This window comes from Snodgrassella communis, assembly GCF_914768045.1.
GTDB lineage: Bacteria > Pseudomonadota > Gammaproteobacteria > Burkholderiales > Neisseriaceae > Snodgrassella > Snodgrassella communis.
The window spans coordinates 1-23,509 of the sequence record NZ_CAJZCD010000012.1; the positions used below are offsets into that span (position 1 = coordinate 1).

Consider the following 23,509-nt stretch of genomic DNA (forward strand, 5'->3'; position numbering starts at 1 on the left):
AAAGCGTAAACAACGCATTCCTCCACGAAGCCCGGAAAGGCTATCAGTACCCAATAAACAAGGTGAATGCTGGTCAATGGATTTTATGAGTGACAGCAGTCGCAATCAACGACGCTTTAGAACTTTCAATGTGATAGATGACTTTAATCGTGAGGCGCTAGGTATTGATATTGCGGTCAGTTTACCAGCTGGCAGGATTACCCGTTATCTGGATAAACTGGCCGAATATCATGGTTATCCACTAAAAATACGAGTAGATAATGGACCGGAATTCACAGGAAACACGTTTACTAATTGGGCAAAATCACATGGTATAACTATAGAGTACATCAACCCCGGCAGCCCATATCAAAACGGGTATATTGAACGATTTAATCGTACCTATCGCACTGAAATATTGGATTTATATTTATTTAATAATCTAGAACAAGCAAGAAAGGTAACCGAAGAATGGCTAACCATTTATAATACTGAAAGACCTCATGAAGCATTAAATAATATGACGCCGATTGAGTATAAAACACTAAAACAAGCAGCATGATTTTCTACGTCTGTTTTGTACTAACTATGGGGTATTTACACACCCGATACACCCGTTTATGATTCCATTTATAGCCGAGCTTTCTGATGCGATTAAAACACTTGGGAAAGCCCCAGCGTAAATGCTTGTCAGTGATCGCACCGAGTACCGACCTAATTACCGAATCATCTGGTAATTTAGATTGATAATAGTAAGCACAACGACTTAAGCCAACAATAGCGCAGCGCATGGTAATAGTAACAGGATGATTTTCTTGTAACTCCAAAGCCCATGCTTTACGTGCCTTGGTAGGCACTATAGCTTTTTTATGATTTCCTCCTGAAGCTGAGATTTTAAACTGAGCTCAGCAAACATCTGCTTAAGCTTGCGGTTTTGAGTCTCCAGCTCCTTTAAACGTTTGATATCGGAGGTTTCCATACCACCGTATTTTTCCCGCCATTTATAGAAAGTCGAATTGCCGATGCCATATATACCGCAAATTTTTAATAAGAATACCAACTTCAGCTTCTTTTAAAATAGCTACGATCTGATGTTCAGTCATCTTTTTCATGTTTAAATTCTCTGTGGGTTAATAAAGAGAATTTTCTACTTCGGGGCTGTACTATTTTAGGGGATAGTTACAATGCCATTACCAGTGCAAACTGCTTTAGGATATCGTTTTCCATCCGTAGCTGCTTAAGCTCTTTTCGTCAAGTAATCAGTTCATTTTCTTCTGGCGTGCAGTTATTTTTGGTCTTAAAAGAAGCGCTTTTACTAGATTGGCTTATCCAGCGGTCTAAAGCGGAAAGTGTCAAATCGTATTGCTTGACCAATTCACTGTGCGTTTTTTTTATTGATTCATCATTTTATAACCATCCCAAAAATAGTATAGCCAAAAGTAGCATATTCTAAGTTTAAAGTATCCAACTATATTATCAGTACTTCTATTTAATTAATTTATAAATAAGGGATTCAAATTTTTTTGCAAAGATTTCGGTTGTAAAGTTCTCCAGATAACGACAGCGACCTGCCTGTCCTAATTGTTGACGTAGATTTTTATCAGCTATGAGTGTTATAAGTGCGTTTTGCAGCGCTTGTGCATTGTCTGGAGGTACTAGTAATCCTGTTTTTTGGTCACAAATCACTTCAGGGATTCCACCAGCAGTTGTTCCAATACACGGTTTACCAAAACGCATCGCTTCCAAATAAATTAAACCAAAACTTTCATAACGGCTGGGAGCAACAAAGATGTCGCATGTTGCATAGGATTGTTCTAGAGTCTGATCATCGACATGACCTGGAAAGCTGACACGTGAAAGCCAAGATTTATCAGCGTGTTTTTCCAAAAAAAGCTCTTCATAGGTTTTACCATTTATAGCTTGTAGAGCTTTATCGCCAATACACGTTACAACCAATTGAGGGTATTTCTCCATTAGATCAGGAAGAATCTCAAGCAGAAGATCAATTCCTTTTCTATGCTCAAATCTACCAACATAAAGCAGATAAACTTCAGTAGGGTTTTGAGTTTTTGGTGGTAAATTTTCGTCAGGAACACCAAAAGGTAAAACAGTTAATTTGTTACGATTGATATTTAGATCATATGCTTTTTCTGTATCTGACAGTATGGCTTTTGTACTGGATAAAACATGTGTGACATTTTTTAAAGCCCACATTTCAGCATTAATCATCTTTTGTACATGGCCAACGTAGAACTCATGATTAGCTCTCCACTCCGATTTGGATTTTTCCATGATTTTGTAGTTTGTAACCAGATACATTGCTGTGCGATATTTTTTTGAAGCTATGACAGCAGCCAAGTCCAGATCCCATATTGATCCTATGACATAATGGAATTGACGATGACAATTGATACGGTTTAGCTCAGCTAAGACTCTTCCTGCTACTTTTTTAGGCATTTCAGGCATGTCTGGCATATCGGTGGGTAATTCGAATGCGACATTGTCATCATTGGGTAAACGGTGAACCCAAACACCATCTTCAAAATCTACAGTATGACCGCTCCCGTTTTCAGCCTGAGTAATAACCGTAACTTCATGACCATACTGTGCTAGTTGAATTGCGAGGTTATAAATAAAGACAGCAACCCCTCCACAATGACGCGGCGGGTAAAGCGCAGTTACAAATGCTAAATGCAGCCGTTGCTCAGCTAACAATTTACGAGGGAAAGCTTGCCAAGCAGTTTCTTTAAATTCACCAATCAACTGTCGTGGTGTATTTGCAAAAGCATCAAATAATCCGTTGTGATACCCTTGGTCAATTTCAGACATCAAACTGTCGTATTTATCTTGATTAATGAGACCCGCATTCAAGTAATAGTTTGTCTCGCCACGCCTACCTTGCTGTTGCTCCCAAATTGATTTTATTTTTTCAGGCAACTGTTCATTCTTTGTCATATTTTTGATGATAAAGTAAGTGGTGCTTTTAATCACTTCCATCCAACTTTGAATTATTTTTTTATCGCTACGTATGTGGCTAGGTGCATATTTGTGGTGAACTTCTGCATGAGGAATCATTTCTACAGAATATCCAGCATCAATCATGCGAATAATGACATCCGTTTCATCAAGAAAATAGGCATATTCCTCATCAAATCCACCAACATCTAATAGTGCCGTTTTACGAAATGAAGAATTCACACCAATGACTGCTAGGAAAGTGTCAGCATCAGGTTTTGCATCTGGTAGTATAGAAGGATCATCTATCATTACCTCGGAAGTGGAGTTTCTTGAGCTGATAATATATTTAGTCTGGTAGTTTACCCCAGTGTGATCTCTAACCCAACCACCAGCTGCACCTACTTTGGGATTGGTATAAGCTATAACTAATGCATCTAACCAGTCAGATTCAGGTACGCCGTCATCATCCGTAAAGCAGATAATATCGCCACACGCATTTTTAATACCAATATTGCGGGATTTACTTAAATTAGCTTCGTCGCACTTACATAGTTTTATTTTATCTTTCCATTCTCTCTCTAGATATTCAAAGGTACCATCAGTACTTGGCCCATCAACAACAATGACTTCTAGTTTAGGATAACGTAGCAATTCAACAGACCGTAAAGTTGCTGGTAATGTATTAATCCTGTTATAAGTACAAATAACAAGTGAAACTTTCATGCGATATTTCCCAATTAAAATTTATTTTATGAAGTAATTTGTATATAGTAAATCATCCATTATTTTATTGCTTGTATTTCAAATTCATAGCATAATCCATTTCTTCGGCCTTGTTCTATCAGATTGACCTTTGAAAATCCTATTTGTTTTAATAATTCAACGGTAGACTCTGCTGTTAATAGATTAAAATGGAAATCTCCATCATATTCCTGAGTGCCGTACATGACTTCGCGTAAGACTTGAAAAGATATAGAACCTTCAGTATAAGCTTTGATCATGGCTTGAGCATCGGGCGCTAAGACGGTAAGGTTTCCATTTTTTTTCAAAAGAGCATACCAATGTGGAAGAATGCTATCCTCCAATGTTCTATAAGAAAAATGCTCAATCAAGTGTGATGCATAAATTGTATCAACCGAACCCTTTTCAAAATCCAAGCCTCCTACATCTGCAATAACGTCTACACCAGGGAGCTCACGAAAATCAATGTTTACAAAGCCTTCCTTAGGTATATGTCCGCAGCCTAAATTCAATCTAAGAGCAGATAGATTTTTGATTTTTTCTTCATTTAAAACTTTGAATTTGACTCGTTCAGAAGGTTTATGAGGACTTATAGTCACATCCCTTAGGATTTTCTGTATTTCGAAAAAAATTTCTTTTCGAATGAACTCTAAGCGGTTTTTAATATTGTTGTTATCAATCTTTACAAAGTTTAAATCCGAGGTTATATCGGTTATATTAGAGTCTAAATTTTTAATTTTCTCTAGTTGGTATGCCAATTTTTCCAAAGATTTTTGCATACCTAGAAGCATCGTGCCATAAGCATCTACTATCCTATGATTCTGGGTTTCAATTAAATTAAGTTGATTTTTTAAGCTATCCAATTGATATCTTACAATATCTAGGTTTTCCTTTGTTTGAGGGGTTTTCCAAAGTGCCCGTGGTAATTTGGCAAGTCTTTTACCAATGTGTTTAAATTTTTTTATGAATCCCATAATTTAGCCTTATATAAAAAGGAGAAAATTTATACATTAACAAAACGTGTGTTTAAATTACACGCAAATTCATTTTGCAAATGAGAAAAAATATTTGCTCAAGTGGAGTTAAATTCTGATGTTGTTTTGCTTCAGCCAAAGTACAGATAAATTTATTTTATCATGTTCGTACCAATTAAAATACGCACATTTTTAAAAAGTGTTTTCTAAAGACGTTTAATTTGCTTTAAGTTAAAATTTAAATTCATGGAATTCAGTATGTAAATACTCCATAGTTAGTACAAAATAGACGAAGAAAATCATGCTGCTTGTTTTAGTGTTTTATGCTCAACCGGCGTTACATTATTTAGTGCTTAATGAGATCTTTCAGTGTTATAAATTGTTAGCCATTCTTCGGTTACTTTCCTTGCCTGTTCCAGATTATTAAAAAATATAAATCCAGTACCTCTGTACGGTACGAACGGTTAAATCGTTCAATAAAGCCATTTTGATATGGGCTGTCTGGTTGAATATAATCTATGGTTATACCATGTGACTTTGCCCAGTCGATAAATTTTTTCCGGTAAATTCCGGCCCATTATCTACTCGTATTTTGACTGGATAACCATGGTACTCAGCCAGTTTATCCAGGTAACGAGTAATCCTGCCAGCAGGTAAACTGCCCGCAATATCAATGCCTAACGCCTCGCGATTAAAGTCATCGATGACATTAAAGGTTCTAAACCTGCGTTAATTGCGACTGCTGTCACTCATAAAATCTATTGACCAGCATTCACCTGACTTATTCGGTATTGATAATTTTTCCGGGCTTCGTGGCGGAATACGTTGTTTACGCTTTACCCTCAGATTAAGTTTTAATTCACAATATACCCGATAAACACGTTTATGATTCCATTTATAGCCGAGCTTTCTGATACGATTAAAACATTTGGGAAAGCCCCAGTGTAAATGCTTATCAGTGATAGCGCTTAGTACCGACATAATCACCGAATCATCCGGCAACTTAGGTTGATAATAGTAAGCACAACGGCTTAAGCCAACAATAGCACAGCTCATGGCAATAGTAACAGAATGACTTTCTTGCAGTTGCATAGCCCAAGCTTTACGTGCCTTGGTAGGCACTATAGCTTTTTTATGATTTCCTCCTGAAGCTTGCGGTTTCAGCTTTCAGTTTCTTTAAGCGTTTGATATCTAAGATTTCCATATCACTGTACTTATCGCGCCATTTATAAAAAGTCGAATTTCCCATACCATATTTACGGCAAAGTTCTTTAACGGGGATACCGGCTTCAGCTTCTTTCAATATAGATACAATCTGATGTTCAGTTGTTTTTTCATGATTAAATCCTCTGTGGGTTAATGGAGAGAATTTTCTACTTCGATGCTATACTATTTTAGTGATAGTTACAGTCGAGGAAGAGTTAACCATTTAAAACAGTGAAAAGTCTCATGATGAACTAAACAATATGGTGCCGATTAAGTATAAATCATTAAAAAAATAGAGTAATCCTCTACGTTTATTTTATACTAATAAAGTGCATGCAACTTAATAACAATAAATTTAAATGTTTAAGCTGGTAAAATTACGACATTTAAAGTCGGTTGATTTATAATAGTGTGTTATTGTAAAACATTAATATGGATGGCTATTGAATGAAGAAAGCAGTCATTACAGGTATTACAGGTCAAGATGGTGCTTATCTTGCTGAATTGTTATTGAATAAAAATTACGCAGTTTATGGAACATATAGAAGAACTAGTTCAGTAAATTTTTGGCGTTTAGAAGAATTAGGTATTATAAATCATCCTAATTTAACCCTTGTAGAGTATGATTTAACGGATATAAGTACAACAATTCGATTGGTTAACAATATACAGCCTGATGAAATTTATAATTTGGCTGCGCAAAGTTTTGTTGGTGTTTCGTTTGAACAACCTGTTACTACTGCTGAAATCACAGGGTTAGGTGCATTGAATTTGCTGGAGGCAATTAGAATAGTTAATTCTAAAATTCGCTATTATCAGGCTAGCACTTCAGAAATGTTTGGAAAAGTTCAGGAAATTCCCCAAACAGAAACTACACCTTTCTATCCGCGCAGTCCATATGGTGTAGCAAAGTTATACGCGCATTGGATGACAATTAATTATCGTGAAAGTTATGATATGTTTGCTAGTAGTGGAATTTTATTTAATCATGAATCTCCATTACGTGGACGTGAGTTTGTTACTAGAAAAATTACAGATACCGTAGCCAAAATAATACTTGGGAAACAAGAGTGTTTAGAGTTGGGAAATATGGACGCTAAACGTGACTGGGGTTTTGCAAAAGATTATGTTGAAGGAATGTGGCGGATACTTCAGGCTGATTGTCCTGATACATTTGTATTGGCCACGAATCGTACAGAAACCGTTAGAGATTTTGTTTACATGGCTTTTAAAGCAGCAGGATGTGAATTACGTTTTGAAGGCGTAGGAGAGTATGAGCAGGGTATTGATAATGCGACTGGAAAAGTATTGGTTAAAGTAAATCCCAAATTTTATCGTCCTGCAGAGGTGGATCTGTTAATCGGTAACCCAAAAAAAGCCAAAGATATATTAGGTTGGGTTCCAACAACTTCATTAGAGGAATTATGTTTGATGATGGTATCTGCTGATATTGAGCGTAATCAAAAAGGATATTCATTTTAATGAATGAAAACAAAAATTGTGGCTTGAAAGTACTTATTACAGGAAGTGAGGGCTTTACTGGTAAGTATATGCAAGATGAAATGGAAGCATTTGGCTATAAGGTTTATCGCTCTGGTACAAATCCTAATATAAATGCTAGCAATTACTTTGTTCTTGATTTGTTAAATGAAGATTCAATCCGCAGCTGTTTGAAATTTGTCCGACCAGATATCATTATTCATCTGGCGGCAATTGCACATATTGGTTATAACGATATTCGGCAGTTTTATGATGTAAATATAATTGGTACACGTAATTTATTAGCGGCAACTGCAAAACTGAATATACAACCAAAATCGATTTTGATAGCTAGTAGTGCCAATGTTTATGGTAACAATACCAAGTCGGTTTTATCAGAAGAAGATGCAGTTTATCCAGCAAATGATTATGCAGTAAGTAAACTTGCCATGGAATATGTGGCAAAAATATGGATGAATGAATTACCAATTATCATTGTCCGACCTTTTAATTATACTGGGGTAGGACAGAAAAATAATTTTTTAATTCCAAAAATAGTTGAACACTTTAAACTGCGGAAAAAAATAATCGAACTAGGCAATATTAATGTATATCGTGAATTTAATGATGTCAGATTTGTTGTGGCCGCATATCGAGAATTGATCGAAGCGGGTAAGTCAGGTTTTCTATGTAATATTTGCACTGGTAAACAGTATTCTTTATTAAATATAATTGACATATGTAAACTTTTTAGCGGTCATCATCTGGAAATTAATATTAATCCTGCATTAATTCGTAAGAATGAAATTTTAAGCTTGAGTGGAGATCATCGATTGTTGTCAAATATTACTAAAATTAAAGTATCTTATGAGCTAAAAGATACTTTAAATTGGATGTTGAAAAATTAAAAATTTAAATTTTATACAATAGATTGTATGAGGCCTTTATGCATAATTCTAAGATAATATTTGATATTAGCGAGTTGCTAAGTTATATCAATGTCCACAGACGTTATTCAGGTATCCAGCGTGTTGTTGCAATGATATTAAATGAATTTCAAAAAATTTCTGATCAGCAGATTTGGATTTGTTATACTAGTCCTGTAGGAGAAGTAAATCAAGAATATTTTGCATATGATTTAACTAAACTTAATTTTCAATATTGGGAATCACCAGATTTAACTTATGATTTCTTTAGGAAATTAGGTATTTTAGGACCTGGCAGTTTAATTTTGAAATACAAGCATAATAAAGTCAAATATTATTTTCATCGAACTCGATTTGATATTGCCGCTTTTTTTAAAAGACACCATCGCTTTATTCGAAGAGGGGTAAGTATAGATGAGTGGAAGTTATTTCGTCGTTCAATACAGAAAAAAAATAAATTTGTTAAATTGAAAGATGTAATAAAATCTAATGATAAATTAGTTCTACTGGATGCTACTTGGCGTCAGGTTAATGTTGAAATGTATCAAATGGTTAAATTATTGGGAGTCAAAATATATTCGTTAGTTTATGATTTGATTCCTATTATATTCCCTCAGTTTGTTACACAAGATCTTACTTATAATTTTTACAGCTGGCTGATTCGATCAACTGAATATACTGATTACTATTTAACTGACTCACAGAGCTCCAAAAAAGATTTATTGGAGTTTTTACATACATATAAAATTAATAAAGAGGTTAACGTTCTTCCATTGGTACAAGTTGGTATTCAATCTAATACTGAATACCATCAATATGATAAGAGTATCCATCTTTTACCAAATGATTTAAGTTCTGTAAGTAGATTAGGAGATATATATAAAAATATTCTTAGTGACAAATATATTTTATGTGTTGGCACGATTGACATTCGGAAAAATATTTGGCGCTTAGTACTTGCTTGGAAATATTTATTAGATAAGGGTTATTGTGATTTGCCTCGTTTAGTTTTGGTAGGTAGAAAAGGATGGAATAATGATCATCTTTGGAATCTATTAAATTCGACAGGCAATTTATATGGTTATGTAATAATATTAGATAATACAAATGATGTCGAATTAGATTTATTATATAAAAATTGTTTATTTGTTGTTATGGTTAGTATGGCAGAGGGATGGGGGTTACCTGTTGGTGAGGCTTTAGCTTATGGAAAATCTGCTGTAGTATCTAATGCGACTTCCTTACCTGAAGTAGGGATGGATTTGGTGGAATATTGTGATCCATTTTCAATTCAAAGTATAGCCAGTTCAATTGAAAAGTTAATTTATCAACCAGATTATCGACAAGAATTAGAGAATAAAATTAAAAATACAAAACTTAGAAACTGGGCAGATGTTGCTAATGATTTGGCAAGTTTATTACAATCTAAACATTGAATTTAATTAGTGATAGTGTCGAATGAATAAAAACAAACCGCATGATCAGTATACTTCAGGGAAACTATATAAACGATTGTTCCCATATATGCGCGGATTAGTAAAGTTTTTCTTTATATCTGTGCTGGCAATGATAGTTGTTGGTATCACTGGGCCTCTTTTTGCTTCTTTGCTCAAACCTATTATTGATAATGGGTTTGTAGAGAAGAATTTAGAGCTTATGAAATGGATACCTCTCGAAATAATAGGATTATTTATATTCAGGGGAATTGCTAATTATATTAATGAATATACCAGTGCTTATATTTCAAATCGGATGGTGCAAATCATTCAGAGAGATTTATTTGCAAAAATGATGATGTTACCAATCAGCTATTATCAGGAGAATAGTAGGGGGCGAATGATGTCCCGGATTACCAATGATGCTCGTGGTATAACTGCTGCTGGTTTTGATGTTATTACTGTTTTTGCTAAAGATGGTGTAACCGTTTTAGGGCTTTTAGCATGGCTATTTTATTTAGATTGGCAGTTGACTCTTATTACGTTTGCAACAATACCATTAATCGCTTGGTGTGTTCGTATCATTAATAAGCGTATCAGAAATTTAGCCTTTAAAAGTCAGAATGATTTAGGGCAAGTTATGCAGATCTTGACTGAATCAATAGGTGGTACTCGTGTTGTTCGCGTATACGGTGGTCAAGAGTATGAGCAAAACCGTTTGGATGTAACTAATAAAACTTTAAGGGGTTTGGCTGTTCGTCGTCAATCTTATACATCTATTGGTAGTGCTGTTACTCAATTATTGATTGCTTCGTCATTGTCCTTAATCCTTTATGTAGCTGCTCGCAGAGCAACACATTCAGGTTTTACTGCAGGCGATTTTATGTCATTTTTGTCCGCAATGTTAATGATGTTTGATCCGCTTAAACGGATTACTAATATGTCCTCTGTATTACAAGGTGGTCTAATGGCAGCGGATAGTGTATTTCGTTTTCTTGATGAACCAGAGGAGAAAAATCAAGGTAAAGCAAACCTGTCAGTACCTATTGGAGATATAGTTTTTGATGATGTTGTATTGTGCTATTCTAATTCTGATAAGAATGCCATTCATCATTTAAATTTAACAGTAAAACAAGGTACGGTTGTAGCTTTGGTTGGAGAATCAGGTTGTGGCAAAACCTCTACGGTAAATTTAATACCTCGTTTTTATGATGTGACAAGTGGTGAATTGAGTATTGGTGGTATAAATATTCAGGATTTCGAATTAAAAAATCTCCGATCTCATATGGCATTGGTGAGTCAGGATGTTGTTTTGTTTAATGACACAATTGCAAATAATATTGCTTATGGTATGCCGCATGCTACAGAAGAAGATATTATTCAGGCGGCCAAAGCAGCAAATGCGTGGACATTTATTGAAAATATGCCGTTAGGTTTGAAGACGCAAATTGGCGATCAGGGTATGAAACTCTCTGGTGGGCAGCGTCAACGAATTGCAATTGCCAGAGCATTATTAAAGGATGCTCCGATACTTATTCTGGATGAAGCAACGAGTGCGTTAGATACCGAGTCAGAAAGATTGGTTCAAGCTGCTTTGGATACATTAATGAAAAATCGAACAACTATTGTTATTGCACATCGGCTTTCAACAATTGAAAATGCGGACAATATTGTTGTAATGCATCAAGGCCAAATTGTAGAACAAGGCAGGCATGAGGAGTTACTTAAAAAAAATGGTCGGTATGCTTTCCTACATAAAATGCAGTTTGGTGATCAGCGTCATTAAATTAATAAATGTATAATTACAATAATGATTGGTTAAATTTGAGAATGACTGAATAAATTAAAGAGGTATGTAACTTATAATGATTATATTGAATCGAAAACGTGCATGGAATTCTTATCTTAAACAAGCAAGAATTCCTTTCCCTACTGCTGTGAGTGATGCAATGAAAGCATTGCCTTCGTCCAATATAACAGTAGTAGCTTATCATACTAATGATGCTTTCTATACTCAAGAAGCAAAACGATTATGTGCTTCTGCTGCTCGTCTTAATATTCCTATAAAAATTACAGTAGTTGAGGATCAGGGCGGATGGGTAAAAAATACATCATTTAAATCAGCATTTTTGAAAAAAGAACGGGCTGAAATTCGTGGTGCTATATTATATGTAGATGTTGATGCAGTTTTTCATCGCTCACCTTTGGAGTCTTTGGTTAATTTAAATTGTGATATTGCTGTTTGTTATGATGTTCAAGATAAACACTTAATGTCGGGTACATTGTTTTTGCAAGATACACCTGAAGCTATGCAATTGATGACTGAGTGGAATAAGGAGTGTCAGCACAGAGTGAGCGTTTGGGATCAACAAGTATTACAGGATATTTTAATTAATGATAGAGCTTTATCGGAACCACTATATCAGGTTAGTGAATTACCTGTAGAATATTGTTGGATCTTTGATCGTGAATGTAATTTGAAGCAGAATATAGATCGTGTCTATATTGAACATTTACAGGCTAGTCGTAGCATTCGAGACGAACAGATTCGCCAAAAAAAATTTAGATGGTTAAGCTTAAGAAAAAAAAGTGTGCAACGCCGTATTGACCGTGTGACAGAAGTAGAAGCTATTTTATTTCCGAAATAACTTAATTCGATTTAGAAATTATTAAGAGAAAGTCCATATAATAATTTAATGTGTATTAGATCAAATCTAAAAAATCTGCTGTTATGATTTCCGCTCTCGTTATCAATCTTGATCATTCATCAGATCGTTTGAATTTTCAGCGTCAACAATTGGCAAATTTAAATTTGCCAATGGAAAGATTGTTGGCAGTTGATAATACTGATATTTTAGTCAATGACTATGAGAATCTAGCTAATGGGTGGGAGCGTAAATTGAGTCCAGCAGAAGTTGCTTGTTTTCTGAGTCATAAAGCTGCATGGCAATATGTAGCTGATTCAAATAAGCCTTGGTTGATAATGGAAGATGACGCACTTTTGTCTCAAAGCGTTCCTGCAATTTTACATGAGATTATTAATCAGGAAGATAAGATAGAGTATGTAACGTTGGAAACCAGATATCGACGAAAATGGTTAGATAAGGCATCAACTGATTTGGTAGAGGGGTATCGATTACGCCGTTTATATCAGGATCGCAGTGGTGCTGCCGCGTATGTATTATTTCCGTCAGGTGCAAAAAAACTGTTGGATAAGGCACAACGAAGTGCACCGGCATTGGCGGATGCTTTTTTATGTTGTTCTTATGAATTGAATTCCTGGCAGGTTTATCCCGCTGCAGCTATTCAGTTGGATCAGTGTTGTAATTATGACTTGGATTTTGTGAATCCTTTTGTATCTACAATTACACCATTAAATTATTCAAGGCCTGAAGCTAATAATTGTGTTGATTACTGGCGTTTTAAACTTCGCCGTGTGGCTGCACAATTGCGTATGGGATGGCGACAGTTATCTGTTTGTAGACAGGCTGAATATGTAATGGTGCCGATTCAGAAAAATGATTATGAATATAAGTCTGATTCGAGTTGTATATAGTAAAGGGCAATAATGCAGTTAAGTATTCTAATTCCTGTTTATAATGTTGCTGCATATTTGCCGGATTTGTTGCAGGATTTACTATCAGAGTTACCTTTGAATGCAGAAATTATTTTTTATGATGATGCATCTCCTGATAATTCGATAGCTATTGTCGAAGAATTTATGCTTTTGTATCCTCGCGTTCAAATACGTATATTACGCGGAAATGAAAATATTGGTTTAACCAGAGCTCGTGAACAGTTATTGCTAGCAAGTAATGCAAATTATGTATGGTTTGTAGATTCTGATGATAAAGTTAATAGTGCAGTTTTAGCTGAAGTTCTTTTGATTTTAAGTCGAGACCAACCGGATGTATTGGTATTTGATTATGATGTTTTTTTAGATGGTAGTAATCAGCTTAAACATCATGAAACATTATCTTTTAATCCTAAAAATAATTTAGTACATACATCGGGAAAAGAAATTTATCGTACGGCAATTTTGGATGGTAGACATTATTTCTGGAATAAAATATTTCGTCGTGAATTAATAATTGGCATTGTTTCCTATGATATTCCTGCATATGAGGATATTGCTTATACTCCTATTTTATTAAGTAAATGCCAGAGTTTTTATTATTTGGCGCAAGTGGTGGTACATTATCGTATCAGGAAAGATTCGATTGCTCAAAAACTGAGCTTGCAACAAGTCTATGGTTTAAATGCGTATATACAACAGGCGTTGTATGCTGATAAAGTGGTTGGCGATAAGAAGAGCCAAGCATATTTATTATATAAAGCTTGTATTTATTATTATAGGTTGATAAGCAAAATAAATAAGGTGAAGATGCCGCAGGTAGATAGGAAAAAATATATAGAACTGTTAATGAAATTCTATACAGAAAGACCTATTTCGGAATGGAAAACTATTCTTTTATTGTGTAAAGTCCGTATGTATGGAAAAGCGGTTAAGTTAATGTATAAAAGTTTTACCTCAAAAGGATTTTGTACCAGAGATAAATAATATAGATTTTATAGTCTTTCGATTTTCTCTTCGTTTATCCAGTGTGTAATCAAACGTTTTTCTCTGTCCCATTGATGTTCGCACCATCCTTCGTTAGTAAAGTTGTGTAATAATATTTTATTTTTTGGAAAATATTGTAATACATAATCAATAGCCAATATGCCTGTGCTGGGTAATTTATGTGCAAGCAAGTAAGCGCAATGCGTATATATGGCTGTGGGTAAATAATTGATTTGATATTGATCCAGATGTGAGCGTTTTATCCACTTGGGAAAGCGCCAGCGATATTTGATTCTTTTATGTAAGGGTATTTTTTGGTAACGACTGTACCATATATCATTTTTGTTGTAACGAAAAAAAATTTGGGTATTCGGTTTAAAGAATTGGTGCTCAATACTGAGATGACGAATTTGAGTGTAGCCATTGGCGATAAAGACCCAATCTGCTTTCAGTGAGCAGTTGGGATTAGGATTGTTGAATCTAATTACGATATCATCATTGCTGATTAAATCGGCAATGGAATTCTGTTCGTTAGCATTGCCGATGATAAAAAATTTACTGTGTGGTTGTACTGTTTTCATAGTAGTGGTGTTTTTATTGCCAATATTTTTTTAGCCATGGGGCGGGTAAGACTTTACGGTACCATTTTCCACCGCCACCTTTGATGGCATCTGGCGGGTTAACTTCGCCATGGAAAACAATGATTTTGCCGTAACTGGGTTTTTCTGGTGGTGTCCATAAAGCATAAGGCATTTTTTTTAATACGTTGTATTTGTAGCTCAGACACCAGTTATCTGGCCAGTAGCTGAGTTGGTGGTTTTCACGCACATACCAAGATAGAAATGCTTGCTCATGGCGAAATTGCTGCCGTATGAGTTGAAAATGATTACGGAAGTAATCCATTAAATCTGGTAATGCACCAATTTGGAACCGATATACCGAGCTATTGCCAACTTTTCGCCATGGTTTTTTCCAGTCACGGATAATCCATACTTCGTCTTTTTGACTGGACGGATGGGTAAAGAAGCTGTCGATGTTATCGATAATAACAATGTCAATGTCAAGAAAGAGCGCTGTGCCCTGTAATCCGTACAGGTTGGCACTGAAGGTGGTGAGTTTATTCCAGCCACGTTCAGGCAGGCCATTGGGTAAATCTAAAGGTATCAATGGATAACATTGAACGGCTGGATTGATGCCTTTGGTGTCATCAGTCAGGCAAATCATGGTAAATGGGAGCGTCAGATGGCGTTTTACCATGTTATAGAGACGATTGACGTATTCGGCACTGTATTTTTGCCCCCATTTCATACATAAAATGTAATTTTGTGAAGGTTTGTCCATTGTTTGTTTTGTCTGGGCGGTTCTGGGTGGTGCAGTATAACATTTTAGAATTATATGCTGTTTGATCTGTATGATGCATGTTAATAAATAACTGATATTTTTTAACTGTTTCTTGCTGTTTTGTTGATTATTCGTTGTTTTTAGCTGGTTTAATGCTAAACTTATTATTTTGTCAGTAAGCTGCAATGGTTTTCTGTTAAGGTTTAATGGCACTGTTAAGGTAGGTTGAAACGGGTTTTATGGGGCATGATTTGCTACTGGTAAGTTTGTGTGTTTGGCTGGATGTTTTTAAAATCTGTTTTAAATATGTTTGTATCCGGCTATAACCAAGGATTGTGAATGAAGAAGCTTATATGGATATTGTTTAAGAGTAATCTGATTGTACGTATGCTGGTATGTATGATTATTGGCGCGTTTATTGCGGCTTTTTTACCGCAATATGGAGTTAAGCTGGAGTTTCTAGGTAGGGTATTTATTCAGGCCTTGCGTGCAGCTGCACCTATGCTGGTTTTTGTATTGGTAATATCTTCTATTGTTAATAATAAGTTTGATAATGTTTCCAGTATTAAATCGGTGGCGTGGTTATATGCAGTGACTGTGCTGATTTCTGCAATATTAGCTTCGACAGTAAGTTATTTGTATCCGTTACATCTGGTGATGGATGTACCGCCGATATCAGAGAAACCGCCGGAAGGTGTGGCTGAGATTCTTATGAATATTATCCTCAAGTTTGTGGATAATCCGATTGATGCACTGGCAAATGGTAATTTCCTGAGTATTCTGGCGTGGTCTACGGCACTGGGTATTGCTTTACGTCAAAGTAGTGAAGCAACGAAATTGGTTATTAAAAACTGGTCGGATGCGACTATCTGGGTAGTTCGTCTGGTGGTGGCTATTGCGCCTTATGGAGTGTTGGGGCTGGTTGCTTCACATTTTACCAGTGATGGTCTGGCCAAGTTGAGAAATTATCTGGAGCTGATCGGGGTATTATTGGGGTTGATGGTGTTTGTGGCTCTGGTAATCAATCCGCTGATTGTATTCCTGAATTTCCGCAAAAACCCTTATCCGCTAGTATTTACTTGTTTGCGTTATAGTGGGATTACAGCATTCTTTACCCGCAGTTCGGCTGCCAATATTCCGGTAAATATTCGTCTGGCTCAGCGTATGCAGTTACCAGAAGAAATTTATTCTTTGTCTATTCCGTTAGGAGTAACGATGAGTATGAATGGTGCGGCAATCACTATTACGACGTTGACGATGGCTACTGTGCATACTTTGGGTATGGATGTTAGTTTTATTCAAACATTATTGTTGAGTATTCTGGCTACGGTATGTGCTCTGGGGGCTTCTGGTGTACCGGGTGGTTCGCTGCTGCTGATTCCGGTTGCGTGTAGTATGTTTGGCATTGATCCGACTATCGCTGCTCAGGTGGTGGCCATCGGGTTTGTAATCAGTGAAATTCAGGATTCTGCGGAGACGGTTTTAAATTCTTCCAGTGATATGCTGTTTACTTCGGTGGTGTCACTAAAGCAGCAGGGCAGGGATCCGAGTAAAATTGAGTTGTTACCAGAATAAGCCTGTATCAGATTTGTTTTCGAAACCGCTGTGTATTTTGGCAGCGGTTTTTTTGTATCTGACCAAATCTATTTTTTTCTTAAGTGTAAAACGAACTAATTGAGTTTTATTGTGTATCTCACTTGGGAGGCTTTATTGCTGGATATTAGCTTCGTGTGATATAGGTGACTGAGCAGTGGGTTTTATCTGCTACCTGATTGCTAAATATTATGTTATGACATGTAAAAACTGAGCTTGGATATTCTTATATTTTTAAGACTGTGGCAGATATAGCTGGTAAGAGATTGACTAGAAAATTGTATGGGTTAGTGACTAAGATGGCAGAATCAGGTTGGGCTGGTTTTTATTTGGTTAAATATTATTGCTTGTGTTATGTCAAGTGATATTTGATTAATATTATCGTTTATATTGGTATTTTTGCGTTAATATTACAATAATATTTATTATGTAAGAAAATTGGAGTTCATGCATGAGCAATGATGTTATTAAGGTTTTTGTAGGATGTGACCCGAATAATTGTGATTTGGAGCAGATGATGGTGGTGGATTACAGTATCCATAAACATACATCGCGGCCAGTAGAGATTATTTGGATGCAGTTAAGTCATGATCCGGATAGTCCTTGGTATTCTGATCCGCAGTCTGGCGCAGGCTGGCACACCGAGAAGTGGGCAACGCCGTTTTCGGGTTTTCGCTGGGGTATTCCGGCTGCCTGTAATTATCAGGGGCGCGCTATTTATATGGATGCAGATATGCTTGTTTTGGCTGATCTGGCTGAGCTATGGGAACACCCGATTGAAGGTGAGGCGATTGTTGCAGCGAAGGAAGTGCATGATCATGCCAAGGCTAAGCGTTTTACTCGTTTGTGTACCTGTGTCTGGGATTGTGCCAAAGCAAAAGCCAAATTGCCGGAACAAGCTATTTTGCGTGCCGATCCTGATTCACACAAAAAAATGATGACCAAATTTAAGCAGCATCCAGAATGGGTGCAAGCTTATACTGCTGCTTGGAATTGTGTTGATGGTGAGGGGATGCCGATTGAGCAGATGAAAATCCTACACTATTCAGATATGGGCACGCAGTTCAGTCATAAATATTCAATTCCGCGCTTAGCTGCTGCTGGGCAAAAACACTGGTTTGATAGTGATATTCTGCCACATCCGCGCACGGATTTGGTTGAGTTGTTTGATCAGTATTATCAGGAAGCTTTGGATGCAGGCTATAAGCTGGAAAATTATGCTGTTAAACCTTTCGGAGCTTTTCCTAAGGAATCGCAGGTTGGTTATAGTGGTAATGAGGTTACGCGCCAGAAAAATCCAAAATCCTTGCTCTCTCGTGCATGGCGTTGTTTAAGTGGACGCAAGTAAGTTTTGAATTAAATCTTTCTGGTCATTGGCTGATGAGGCTGACGGCCAGATTTTTATTTCTCTGAAATAGCAATATTATTAAATTGGAGTGGATGAGTTTTATTGTGCTGTATTTGGAATGGAATAGTTGTTGCTTCAATGATGTTAGCAGGGTAAACCGATATCGAAATGGTATGGACGTATAAGTAATTCTTGAAGATAATTATTATATACTGATGAGATAAGGTTACATTTCCAGTGGATCAACATCAATTAGCCAGCGTGTGTGTGGATAGATTTTTTCCAGATGTTGTAGCCAGCTATGCCATATGGTGATGCTATGGTGTAGGTCACGCCGGTTTTTACTTTCCAGAAATATCTGCGCCCGTTCGTAACCGGCCAGTCGAGCCATGAGCATTGGCACTGGCCCGAAAGCACTAACGCTGGTTGGTAATGGTTGTTGTTGCTTAATGCCCTGTAATGCCTGACGCAGTAGTTCCTGTGCTTGGCGCATGGTTTTGGCATCGGCACGGATGGCTGCCATATGGCTAAATGGCGGCATGCACAGATCCTGTCTTTCTGCCAGTTCGGCTGTAGCAAAGGTTACATAATTTTGGGTGGCCAGAGCTTGGTAAACTTTATGTTCAGGTTGTCGTGTTTGTACCCATACTTCACCTTTGTAGTTCGCGCGACCGGCACGGCCACTCACTTGCATTAGTTCGGCAAATAAACGTTCTGGTGCACGGAAGTCGGCACTATAGAGGCTGTTGTCAGCATTTAAAACCACCACCAGATTCAGATGGGGAAAGTCATGGCCTTTGGCCAGCATCTGGGTGCCAACCAGTATATCAATCTGCTGTTGCATGATTTTGCTATAGATTGCTGCCCAGTCGTGCCGGTGTGCGGTACTGTCTCGGTCTACACGTAAGATGCGTGCATCGGGTAATAGGTGTTGCAAATCTTCTTCAATTCGTTGTGTTCCTTGACCAACGGCAGTTAAATCCTGATTACCACATTCAGGACAGCTGTGTGGAATACGTTGGTGGAAATCACAATGATGACAGCGTAACTGGCCGGCATGCTGATGTAAAACCATTTTGGCTGAACAGTTTGGGCAACCAAAGATATGACCGCAGGCTGCACAAAATAAGGCTGGAGCAAAGCCACGCCGGTTTAGATATATCATGCTTAAGCCGCCGTTGGCAAAGTTGGTCTGTAGCTTTTGCTTGATGATATCGCTAAGGCCGTTATCTAATGGCAGTCGGCGAATATCCAGTAAATGAATCTGCGGTAGTTGAGCGCTGGCATGGGCGCGTTCACTCAGTTGGAGTAGTTGGTAAGCTCCCTGCTGGGCTTTGTACCAGCTTTCCAATGATGGGGTAGCACTGCCCAGTACAATTGGACAATTTATCTGTTGGGCACGCCATACCGCCAGATCACGTGCCTGATAACGCAGCTCACTTTCTTGCTTGAATGAGTAATCATGCTCTTCGTCGACGACAATTAATCCTAGATTGTGCATGGGCGTAAATACGGCCAGTCGTGTGCCAATTACTAGCGCAGCCTGCCCCAGTGCAGCCTGAAGATAATTGCTGGTGCGCTGACCGGCAGCAGTCTGGCTATGTAATATGACGGTGACAGTTGATGGAAATCGCTGGCGTACACGTTGCATCAATTGTGGTGTAAGGTTGATTTCTGGTAATAGGAACAGAACCTGCCTGCCTTGTTGTAATACTTTGGCCATGATGTCGAAATAGACTTCGGTTTTGCCACTGCCGGTAATACCGTATAGCAAAAATGGGGCAAATTGGCCAAATTTGGCTTGTATCAATGTGCTGGCGTGCTGTTGTTGCTGATTAAGCTGATATGGGCTGGCTGGAATGCTACCGCAGACCGGAACAGGCTTGGCCTGTACCCAGCCCTGTTGCAGCCACTGGTTGAGGTAGTTCGTGGCCTGATTATGCTTGGCTTTAAGCTGTTGCAGTGTAGCTGGTGCGGATTGCAGACATTGCCACAAAGCATGTTGTTTGTGAAAGCGTGCCGGTGGTGCTGGCTGGATGCGGCCACTGTCGCTGAGTGTATACATCATCTCCTGATGCGGTAATGGTACGGCCTCGGGCTGGCGCAGGCCTTTGGGCAAGGCTGCCATGACTGCTTGTCCAAGCGGGTAGTGATAATAGCGGGCAGTAAAGCTGAGTAAGGCACGCCAGTCTGCGGGTAATTGCCAGTCTTCGGAGAGTATGGTTTCAATTGGCAGTATTTTATTAATATCAATTTTTGGCTGTACATTGCTTTCCCATACAATTGCTGCCACCAGACGTTTGCGAAAACGCACGGCCACACGTGTACCTGCCGGCAGGGCTGTGGGGTGCGCATAGGTAAGCAATGAGTACAGGGGCACGTTTAGTGCCAGTTGATGATAAATCAATGGAAACAGAAATAAAAAATACTGTGAATTGTTTATTGTAACTCAAAGTAGCTAGCTTTTATCAATGCGCTGTTTATGAGATAATTTATATTAGTTTATTATGGGGTTACTGTGTGATGTGGATGCTTGTAGCTGGTTTTACATATTGTTTGGAGCAGGTGTTACTTGAAAGCAGTTAATTACCGTATGTATACCCGTTTATATACGGGTTTTTTTGTGCCTATTGATAAATGCTGAAGGTTAAATTATGGATAATCCGCTGTATCGCCAACATTTCATTTCTGTTAATGATTTATCTACTGCGCAACTGGAATTTTTGCTGGTGCTTGCTTTGCAGTTAAAACAGCAGCCACAGGCTGATTTATTGCATGGACGTTTGATTGGTTCGTGTTTTTTTGAGCCATCTACCCGCACCCGCTTATCATTTGAAACGGCTATTCAACGGTTAGGCGGTAAGGTTATCGGCTTTGCCGATGGAGCCAATACCAGTGCTAAAAAAGGGGAAACGCTGGCAGATACTGCACGGATTATCAGTAATTATGCAGATGCAATTGTGATGCGTCATCCGAAAGATGGTGCAGCGCGTGTGGTAAGTGAATTTGCTCATGTACCGGTAATTAATGCTGGTGATGGAACCAATCAGCATCCGTCGCAAACGCTGCTTGATTTGGTCACGATATATGAAACTCAGGGGCGTTTGCAAAATTTAAAAATTGCTTTGGTGGGCGATTTAAAATATGGCCGTACGGTTCATTCACTGGCGCAGGCACTTAGCCGTTGGGGTTGTGAGTTTATATTTGTTGCTCCGCCAACGCTGGCGATGCCGGTCTATATTTGTGAACAGCTGGATATTAACGGTGTAGCCTATCGGACTTCCGACAGTCTGGAAGAGGCACTGGCATGGGCTGATATTCTGTATATGACTCGTATCCAGCGTGAGCGTTTTGATGAACAGGAATTTGCCAGAATCAGTGGTCACTTTAGCCTGTGTGCTGCTATGCTGAAACAGGCCAAACCAAATATGCGTATTCTGCATCCTTTACCGCGTGTGGATGAGATTCATGCGGATGTTGATAATAGTATTCATGCCTATTACTTTCAGCAGGCGAATAATGGGATGTATGCGCGTCAGGCTATTCTGGCAGCTATTCTGAATGAACATATTGATGCAATCAGTGTAAAAGGATAAACAGATGATGAATCAGACCAAGCTGAGTGTTGAGGCAATAAAAGACGGCACAGTAATTGATCACATTCCGGTAGGGCAGGGATTGACCATTTTGCGCCAGTTCAGGTTGCTGCATTCTGGTAATGCGGTTACTGTGGGGTTTAATCTGAGCAGCCATTCTAGTGGCAGCAAGGATATTATTAAAATATCTGGCCAATTTCTCGATGATGCTGCTGCCAACCGCTTAGCTCTGTTTGCACCACAGGCCACTGTTAATGATATCGAAAATTTTTGTGTGGTACGCAAACGCACACTTTCTTTGCCAGAAAGTATTACTGAAGTGTTTCGTTGTCCGAACAGTAATTGTGCCAGTCATGATGAACCGGTACAGAGTCATTTTTCGGTGCGGGTTAGTCATGGCGAAACACGTTTGCGTTGTCATTATTGCGAAAAAACGTTTGCACGGGAATTGGTAGTTGAAGCTTAGTTGTTACTCTGCTCGACTGTTGATTTATAATCCGAATGCTTCAGCATGAAAGCTGATATGGCTTTCGATAAACGTGCTAACAAAATAGTAACTGTGATCGTAATTTTTGCGCAGGTGATAACGGATATTAACGCCTTTGAATCTGGCTGCCTGAACGAAGTCTTGTGGGTGTAATTGCGCTGGGTAGTATTCGTCCACACTGCCCTGATCAATAAGAATGGGGAATGGTGGCGGATTTTGGCTGATCAGCTCAGTGCTGTCATATATAGCCCAGTCTGCCTGATTCTTTCCCAGATAGGCGGTAAATGCTTCTTGACCCCATGTTCCGGCAATCGGATGAGCAATAGGAGCAAATGCCGATACCGCGAGATAACGCTGTGGGTTTTTCAGGGCAATCATCAATGCACCATGTCCACCCATGCTGTGCCCACACAGACTACGCTGCTCATTGACCGGAAAATGCTTTTCGATGAGTTCGGGCAGTTCTGTCACTACATAATCGTACATCTGATAGTGCTGAACCCATGGTTGTTGAGTGGCATTAACGTAAAATCCGGCACCTTGTCCCAAACTGTAGATATCAGCATTGGCAACATTTGTGCCTCGCGGGCTGGTATCCGGCATGACCAGTACTATGCCCCATTCAGCAGCAAAACGCTGTGCACCACTCTTAATGGAAAAATTTTCATCGGTACAGGTAAGCCCGCCTAAACAGTACACTACAGGTAGTCGGTAGCCCTGTAAGGCACGTGATGGCAGGTACACGGAAAAAGTCATGTCGCACTGGTTATAGCGACTGTAATGCCGATAGCGTCGTTGTTCGCCGTTAAATAGTTGGTGGGTAGCCAGCAGGGTGATTTCAGGCATTTCAGTTTATCTGCGTTGGTTTAATGTAAATAGATTAT

General features: G+C 38.2%; 22 protein-coding genes and 2 pseudogenes. 12 read left to right on the forward strand and 12 right to left on the reverse strand.

The window, feature by feature from the left end:
- A partial coding sequence (locus MJ761_RS09630) for an IS3 family transposase (protein ID WP_239392916.1) occupies positions 1–541 on the forward strand: 541 nt, incomplete at its 5' end.
- Between the two features lie 4 nt (positions 542–545).
- Here MJ761_RS09630 and MJ761_RS09635 read toward each other — a convergent pair.
- From MJ761_RS09635 to MJ761_RS11040, 8 genes and pseudogenes are all read right to left on the reverse strand, one after another.
- Positions 546–836 (reverse strand): hypothetical protein, encoded by a 291-nt coding sequence (locus MJ761_RS09635; protein ID WP_239392915.1) that lies wholly within the window; start codon positions 834–836, stop codon positions 546–548.
- Positions 837–870: 34 nt separating this feature from the next.
- Positions 871–1,091, reverse strand: a pseudogene (locus MJ761_RS11020) (transposase); the annotation flags it as partial.
- A gap of 373 nt (positions 1,092–1,464) precedes the next feature.
- Positions 1,465–3,660 (reverse strand): glycosyltransferase, encoded by a 2,196-nt coding sequence (locus MJ761_RS09640; RefSeq protein ID WP_093092361.1) that lies wholly within the window; start codon positions 3,658–3,660, stop codon positions 1,465–1,467.
- A gap of 59 nt (positions 3,661–3,719) precedes the next feature.
- On the reverse strand, positions 3,720–4,652 hold the full coding sequence (locus MJ761_RS09645; RefSeq protein WP_093092359.1) for a class I SAM-dependent methyltransferase: 933 nt from the start codon (positions 4,650–4,652) through the stop codon (positions 3,720–3,722).
- Between the two features lie 397 nt (positions 4,653–5,049).
- Complete coding sequence (locus MJ761_RS11025; protein WP_093092477.1) at positions 5,050–5,220, reverse strand: integrase core domain-containing protein; 171 nt, start codon at positions 5,218–5,220, stop codon at positions 5,050–5,052.
- A pseudogene (locus tag MJ761_RS11030) lies at positions 5,175–5,366 on the reverse strand (IS3 family transposase); the annotation flags it as partial. The pseudogene MJ761_RS11030 and the gene MJ761_RS11025, both read right to left, overlap by 46 nt.
- A gap of 15 nt (positions 5,367–5,381) precedes the next feature.
- Positions 5,382–5,744, reverse strand: a complete 363-nt coding sequence (locus tag MJ761_RS11035) for an IS3 family transposase (RefSeq protein WP_141683427.1) — start codon at positions 5,742–5,744, stop codon at positions 5,382–5,384.
- 40 nt (positions 5,745–5,784) lie between these two features.
- Positions 5,785–5,967: a transposase gene (locus MJ761_RS11040; protein WP_093092354.1), complete on the reverse strand. Its 183-nt coding sequence runs from the start codon at positions 5,965–5,967 to the stop codon at positions 5,785–5,787.
- A 338-nt stretch (positions 5,968–6,305) separates the two neighbouring features.
- On the opposite strand from MJ761_RS11040, the gene gmd reads away from it, so the two are divergent.
- The 7 genes from gmd (at position 6,306) to MJ761_RS09685 (ending at position 14,260) form a co-directional block, all read left to right on the forward strand.
- Positions 6,306–7,340 carry a GDP-mannose 4,6-dehydratase gene (gene gmd, locus MJ761_RS09655; protein WP_093092352.1) on the forward strand — a complete coding sequence of 345 codons (1,035 nt, stop codon included), beginning with the start codon at positions 6,306–6,308 and terminating at the stop codon, positions 7,338–7,340.
- On the forward strand, positions 7,340–8,245 hold the full coding sequence (locus MJ761_RS09660) for an NAD-dependent epimerase/dehydratase family protein (protein WP_093092349.1): 906 nt from the start codon (positions 7,340–7,342) through the stop codon (positions 8,243–8,245). Before gmd ends, MJ761_RS09660 begins: the two co-directional genes overlap by 1 nt.
- A 38-nt stretch (positions 8,246–8,283) precedes the next feature.
- On the forward strand, positions 8,284–9,699 hold the full coding sequence (locus MJ761_RS09665) for a glycosyltransferase family 4 protein (RefSeq protein ID WP_093092347.1): 1,416 nt from the start codon (positions 8,284–8,286) through the stop codon (positions 9,697–9,699).
- Positions 9,700–9,721: 22 nt separating this feature from the next.
- On the forward strand, positions 9,722–11,485 hold the full coding sequence (msbA, locus tag MJ761_RS09670) for a lipid A export permease/ATP-binding protein MsbA (protein ID WP_093092345.1): 1,764 nt from the start codon (positions 9,722–9,724) through the stop codon (positions 11,483–11,485).
- 88 nt (positions 11,486–11,573) lie between these two features.
- Complete coding sequence (locus tag MJ761_RS09675; RefSeq protein ID WP_176715072.1) at positions 11,574–12,347, forward strand: putative nucleotide-diphospho-sugar transferase; 774 nt, start codon at positions 11,574–11,576, stop codon at positions 12,345–12,347.
- 83 nt (positions 12,348–12,430) lie between these two features.
- Positions 12,431–13,255 (forward strand): glycosyltransferase family 25 protein, encoded by an 825-nt coding sequence (locus MJ761_RS09680; protein WP_093092341.1) that lies wholly within the window; start codon positions 12,431–12,433, stop codon positions 13,253–13,255.
- A 12-nt stretch (positions 13,256–13,267) separates the two neighbouring features.
- A complete protein-coding gene (locus MJ761_RS09685; protein ID WP_093092339.1) occupies positions 13,268–14,260 on the forward strand; it encodes a glycosyltransferase family 2 protein in 993 nt (330 codons plus the stop codon).
- Positions 14,261–14,268: 8 nt separating this feature from the next.
- Here the strand turns inward: MJ761_RS09685 and MJ761_RS09690 are convergent, their stop codons facing one another.
- Together MJ761_RS09690 and MJ761_RS09695 are read right to left on the reverse strand one after the other, a co-directional pair.
- Positions 14,269–14,841: a hypothetical protein gene (locus MJ761_RS09690; RefSeq protein ID WP_093092337.1), complete on the reverse strand. Its 573-nt coding sequence runs from the start codon at positions 14,839–14,841 to the stop codon at positions 14,269–14,271.
- 13 nt (positions 14,842–14,854) lie between these two features.
- Entirely contained in the window at positions 14,855–15,568 is a 714-nt protein-coding gene (locus tag MJ761_RS09695) for a hypothetical protein (RefSeq protein WP_218060215.1), read from the reverse strand.
- A gap of 372 nt (positions 15,569–15,940) precedes the next feature.
- Here MJ761_RS09695 and sstT point away from each other — a divergent pair, with 372 nt between their 5' ends.
- Both sstT and MJ761_RS09705 read left to right on the forward strand, forming a co-directional pair.
- Positions 15,941–17,176: a serine/threonine transporter SstT gene (sstT, locus tag MJ761_RS09700; RefSeq protein WP_093092335.1), complete on the forward strand. Its 1,236-nt coding sequence runs from the start codon at positions 15,941–15,943 to the stop codon at positions 17,174–17,176.
- Positions 17,177–17,645: 469 nt separating this feature from the next.
- Positions 17,646–18,542 carry a glycosyltransferase family protein gene (locus MJ761_RS09705; RefSeq protein WP_093092333.1) on the forward strand — a complete coding sequence of 299 codons (897 nt, stop codon included), beginning with the start codon at positions 17,646–17,648 and terminating at the stop codon, positions 18,540–18,542.
- Positions 18,543–18,768: 226 nt separating this feature from the next.
- Here MJ761_RS09705 and MJ761_RS09710 read toward each other — a convergent pair whose 3' ends face one another.
- Positions 18,769–20,949 (reverse strand): primosomal protein N', encoded by a 2,181-nt coding sequence (locus tag MJ761_RS09710; RefSeq protein WP_093092331.1) that lies wholly within the window; start codon positions 20,947–20,949, stop codon positions 18,769–18,771.
- A gap of 247 nt (positions 20,950–21,196) precedes the next feature.
- Between MJ761_RS09710 and pyrB the strand changes: the two genes are divergently transcribed.
- Positions 21,197–22,138, forward strand: a complete 942-nt coding sequence (gene pyrB / locus MJ761_RS09715) for an aspartate carbamoyltransferase (RefSeq protein ID WP_093092329.1) — start codon at positions 21,197–21,199, stop codon at positions 22,136–22,138.
- Positions 22,139–22,145: 7 nt separating this feature from the next.
- The gene (gene pyrI / locus MJ761_RS09720) at positions 22,146–22,604 is read left to right on the forward strand and encodes an aspartate carbamoyltransferase regulatory subunit (RefSeq protein ID WP_093092473.1); all 459 of its coding nucleotides are present in this window, start codon (positions 22,146–22,148) and stop codon (positions 22,602–22,604) included.
- Positions 22,605–22,628: 24 nt separating this feature from the next.
- Here pyrI and fghA read toward each other — a convergent pair whose 3' ends face one another.
- Positions 22,629–23,462: an S-formylglutathione hydrolase gene (fghA, locus tag MJ761_RS09725; RefSeq protein WP_176715076.1), complete on the reverse strand. Its 834-nt coding sequence runs from the start codon at positions 23,460–23,462 to the stop codon at positions 22,629–22,631.
- Between the last annotated feature and the right edge of the window lie 47 nt (positions 23,463–23,509).

Coding starts and splice junctions, on each gene's coding strand:
- MJ761_RS09640 (WP_093092361.1), bottom strand. CDS start 3,660: ATGAAAGTTTCACTTGTTATTTGTACTTATAACAGGATTAATACATTA.
- MJ761_RS09645 (WP_093092359.1), bottom strand. CDS start 4,652: ATGGGATTCATAAAAAAATTTAAACACATTGGTAAAAGACTTGCCAAA.
- MJ761_RS11035 (WP_141683427.1), bottom strand. CDS start 5,744: ATGCAACTGCAAGAAAGTCATTCTGTTACTATTGCCATGAGCTGTGCT.
- gmd (WP_093092352.1), top strand. CDS start 6,306: ATGAAGAAAGCAGTCATTACAGGTATTACAGGTCAAGATGGTGCTTAT.
- MJ761_RS09660 (WP_093092349.1), top strand. CDS start 7,340: ATGAATGAAAACAAAAATTGTGGCTTGAAAGTACTTATTACAGGAAGT.
- MJ761_RS09665 (WP_093092347.1), top strand. CDS start 8,284: ATGCATAATTCTAAGATAATATTTGATATTAGCGAGTTGCTAAGTTAT.
- msbA (WP_093092345.1), top strand. CDS start 9,722: ATGAATAAAAACAAACCGCATGATCAGTATACTTCAGGGAAACTATAT.
- MJ761_RS09680 (WP_093092341.1), top strand. CDS start 12,431: ATGATTTCCGCTCTCGTTATCAATCTTGATCATTCATCAGATCGTTTG.
- MJ761_RS09685 (WP_093092339.1), top strand. CDS start 13,268: ATGCAGTTAAGTATTCTAATTCCTGTTTATAATGTTGCTGCATATTTG.
- MJ761_RS09690 (WP_093092337.1), bottom strand. CDS start 14,841: ATGAAAACAGTACAACCACACAGTAAATTTTTTATCATCGGCAATGCT.
- MJ761_RS09695 (WP_218060215.1), bottom strand. CDS start 15,568: ATGAAATGGGGGCAAAAATACAGTGCCGAATACGTCAATCGTCTCTAT.
- sstT (WP_093092335.1), top strand. CDS start 15,941: ATGAAGAAGCTTATATGGATATTGTTTAAGAGTAATCTGATTGTACGT.
- MJ761_RS09705 (WP_093092333.1), top strand. CDS start 17,646: ATGAGCAATGATGTTATTAAGGTTTTTGTAGGATGTGACCCGAATAAT.
- pyrB (WP_093092329.1), top strand. CDS start 21,197: ATGGATAATCCGCTGTATCGCCAACATTTCATTTCTGTTAATGATTTA.
- pyrI (WP_093092473.1), top strand. CDS start 22,146: ATGAATCAGACCAAGCTGAGTGTTGAGGCAATAAAAGACGGCACAGTA.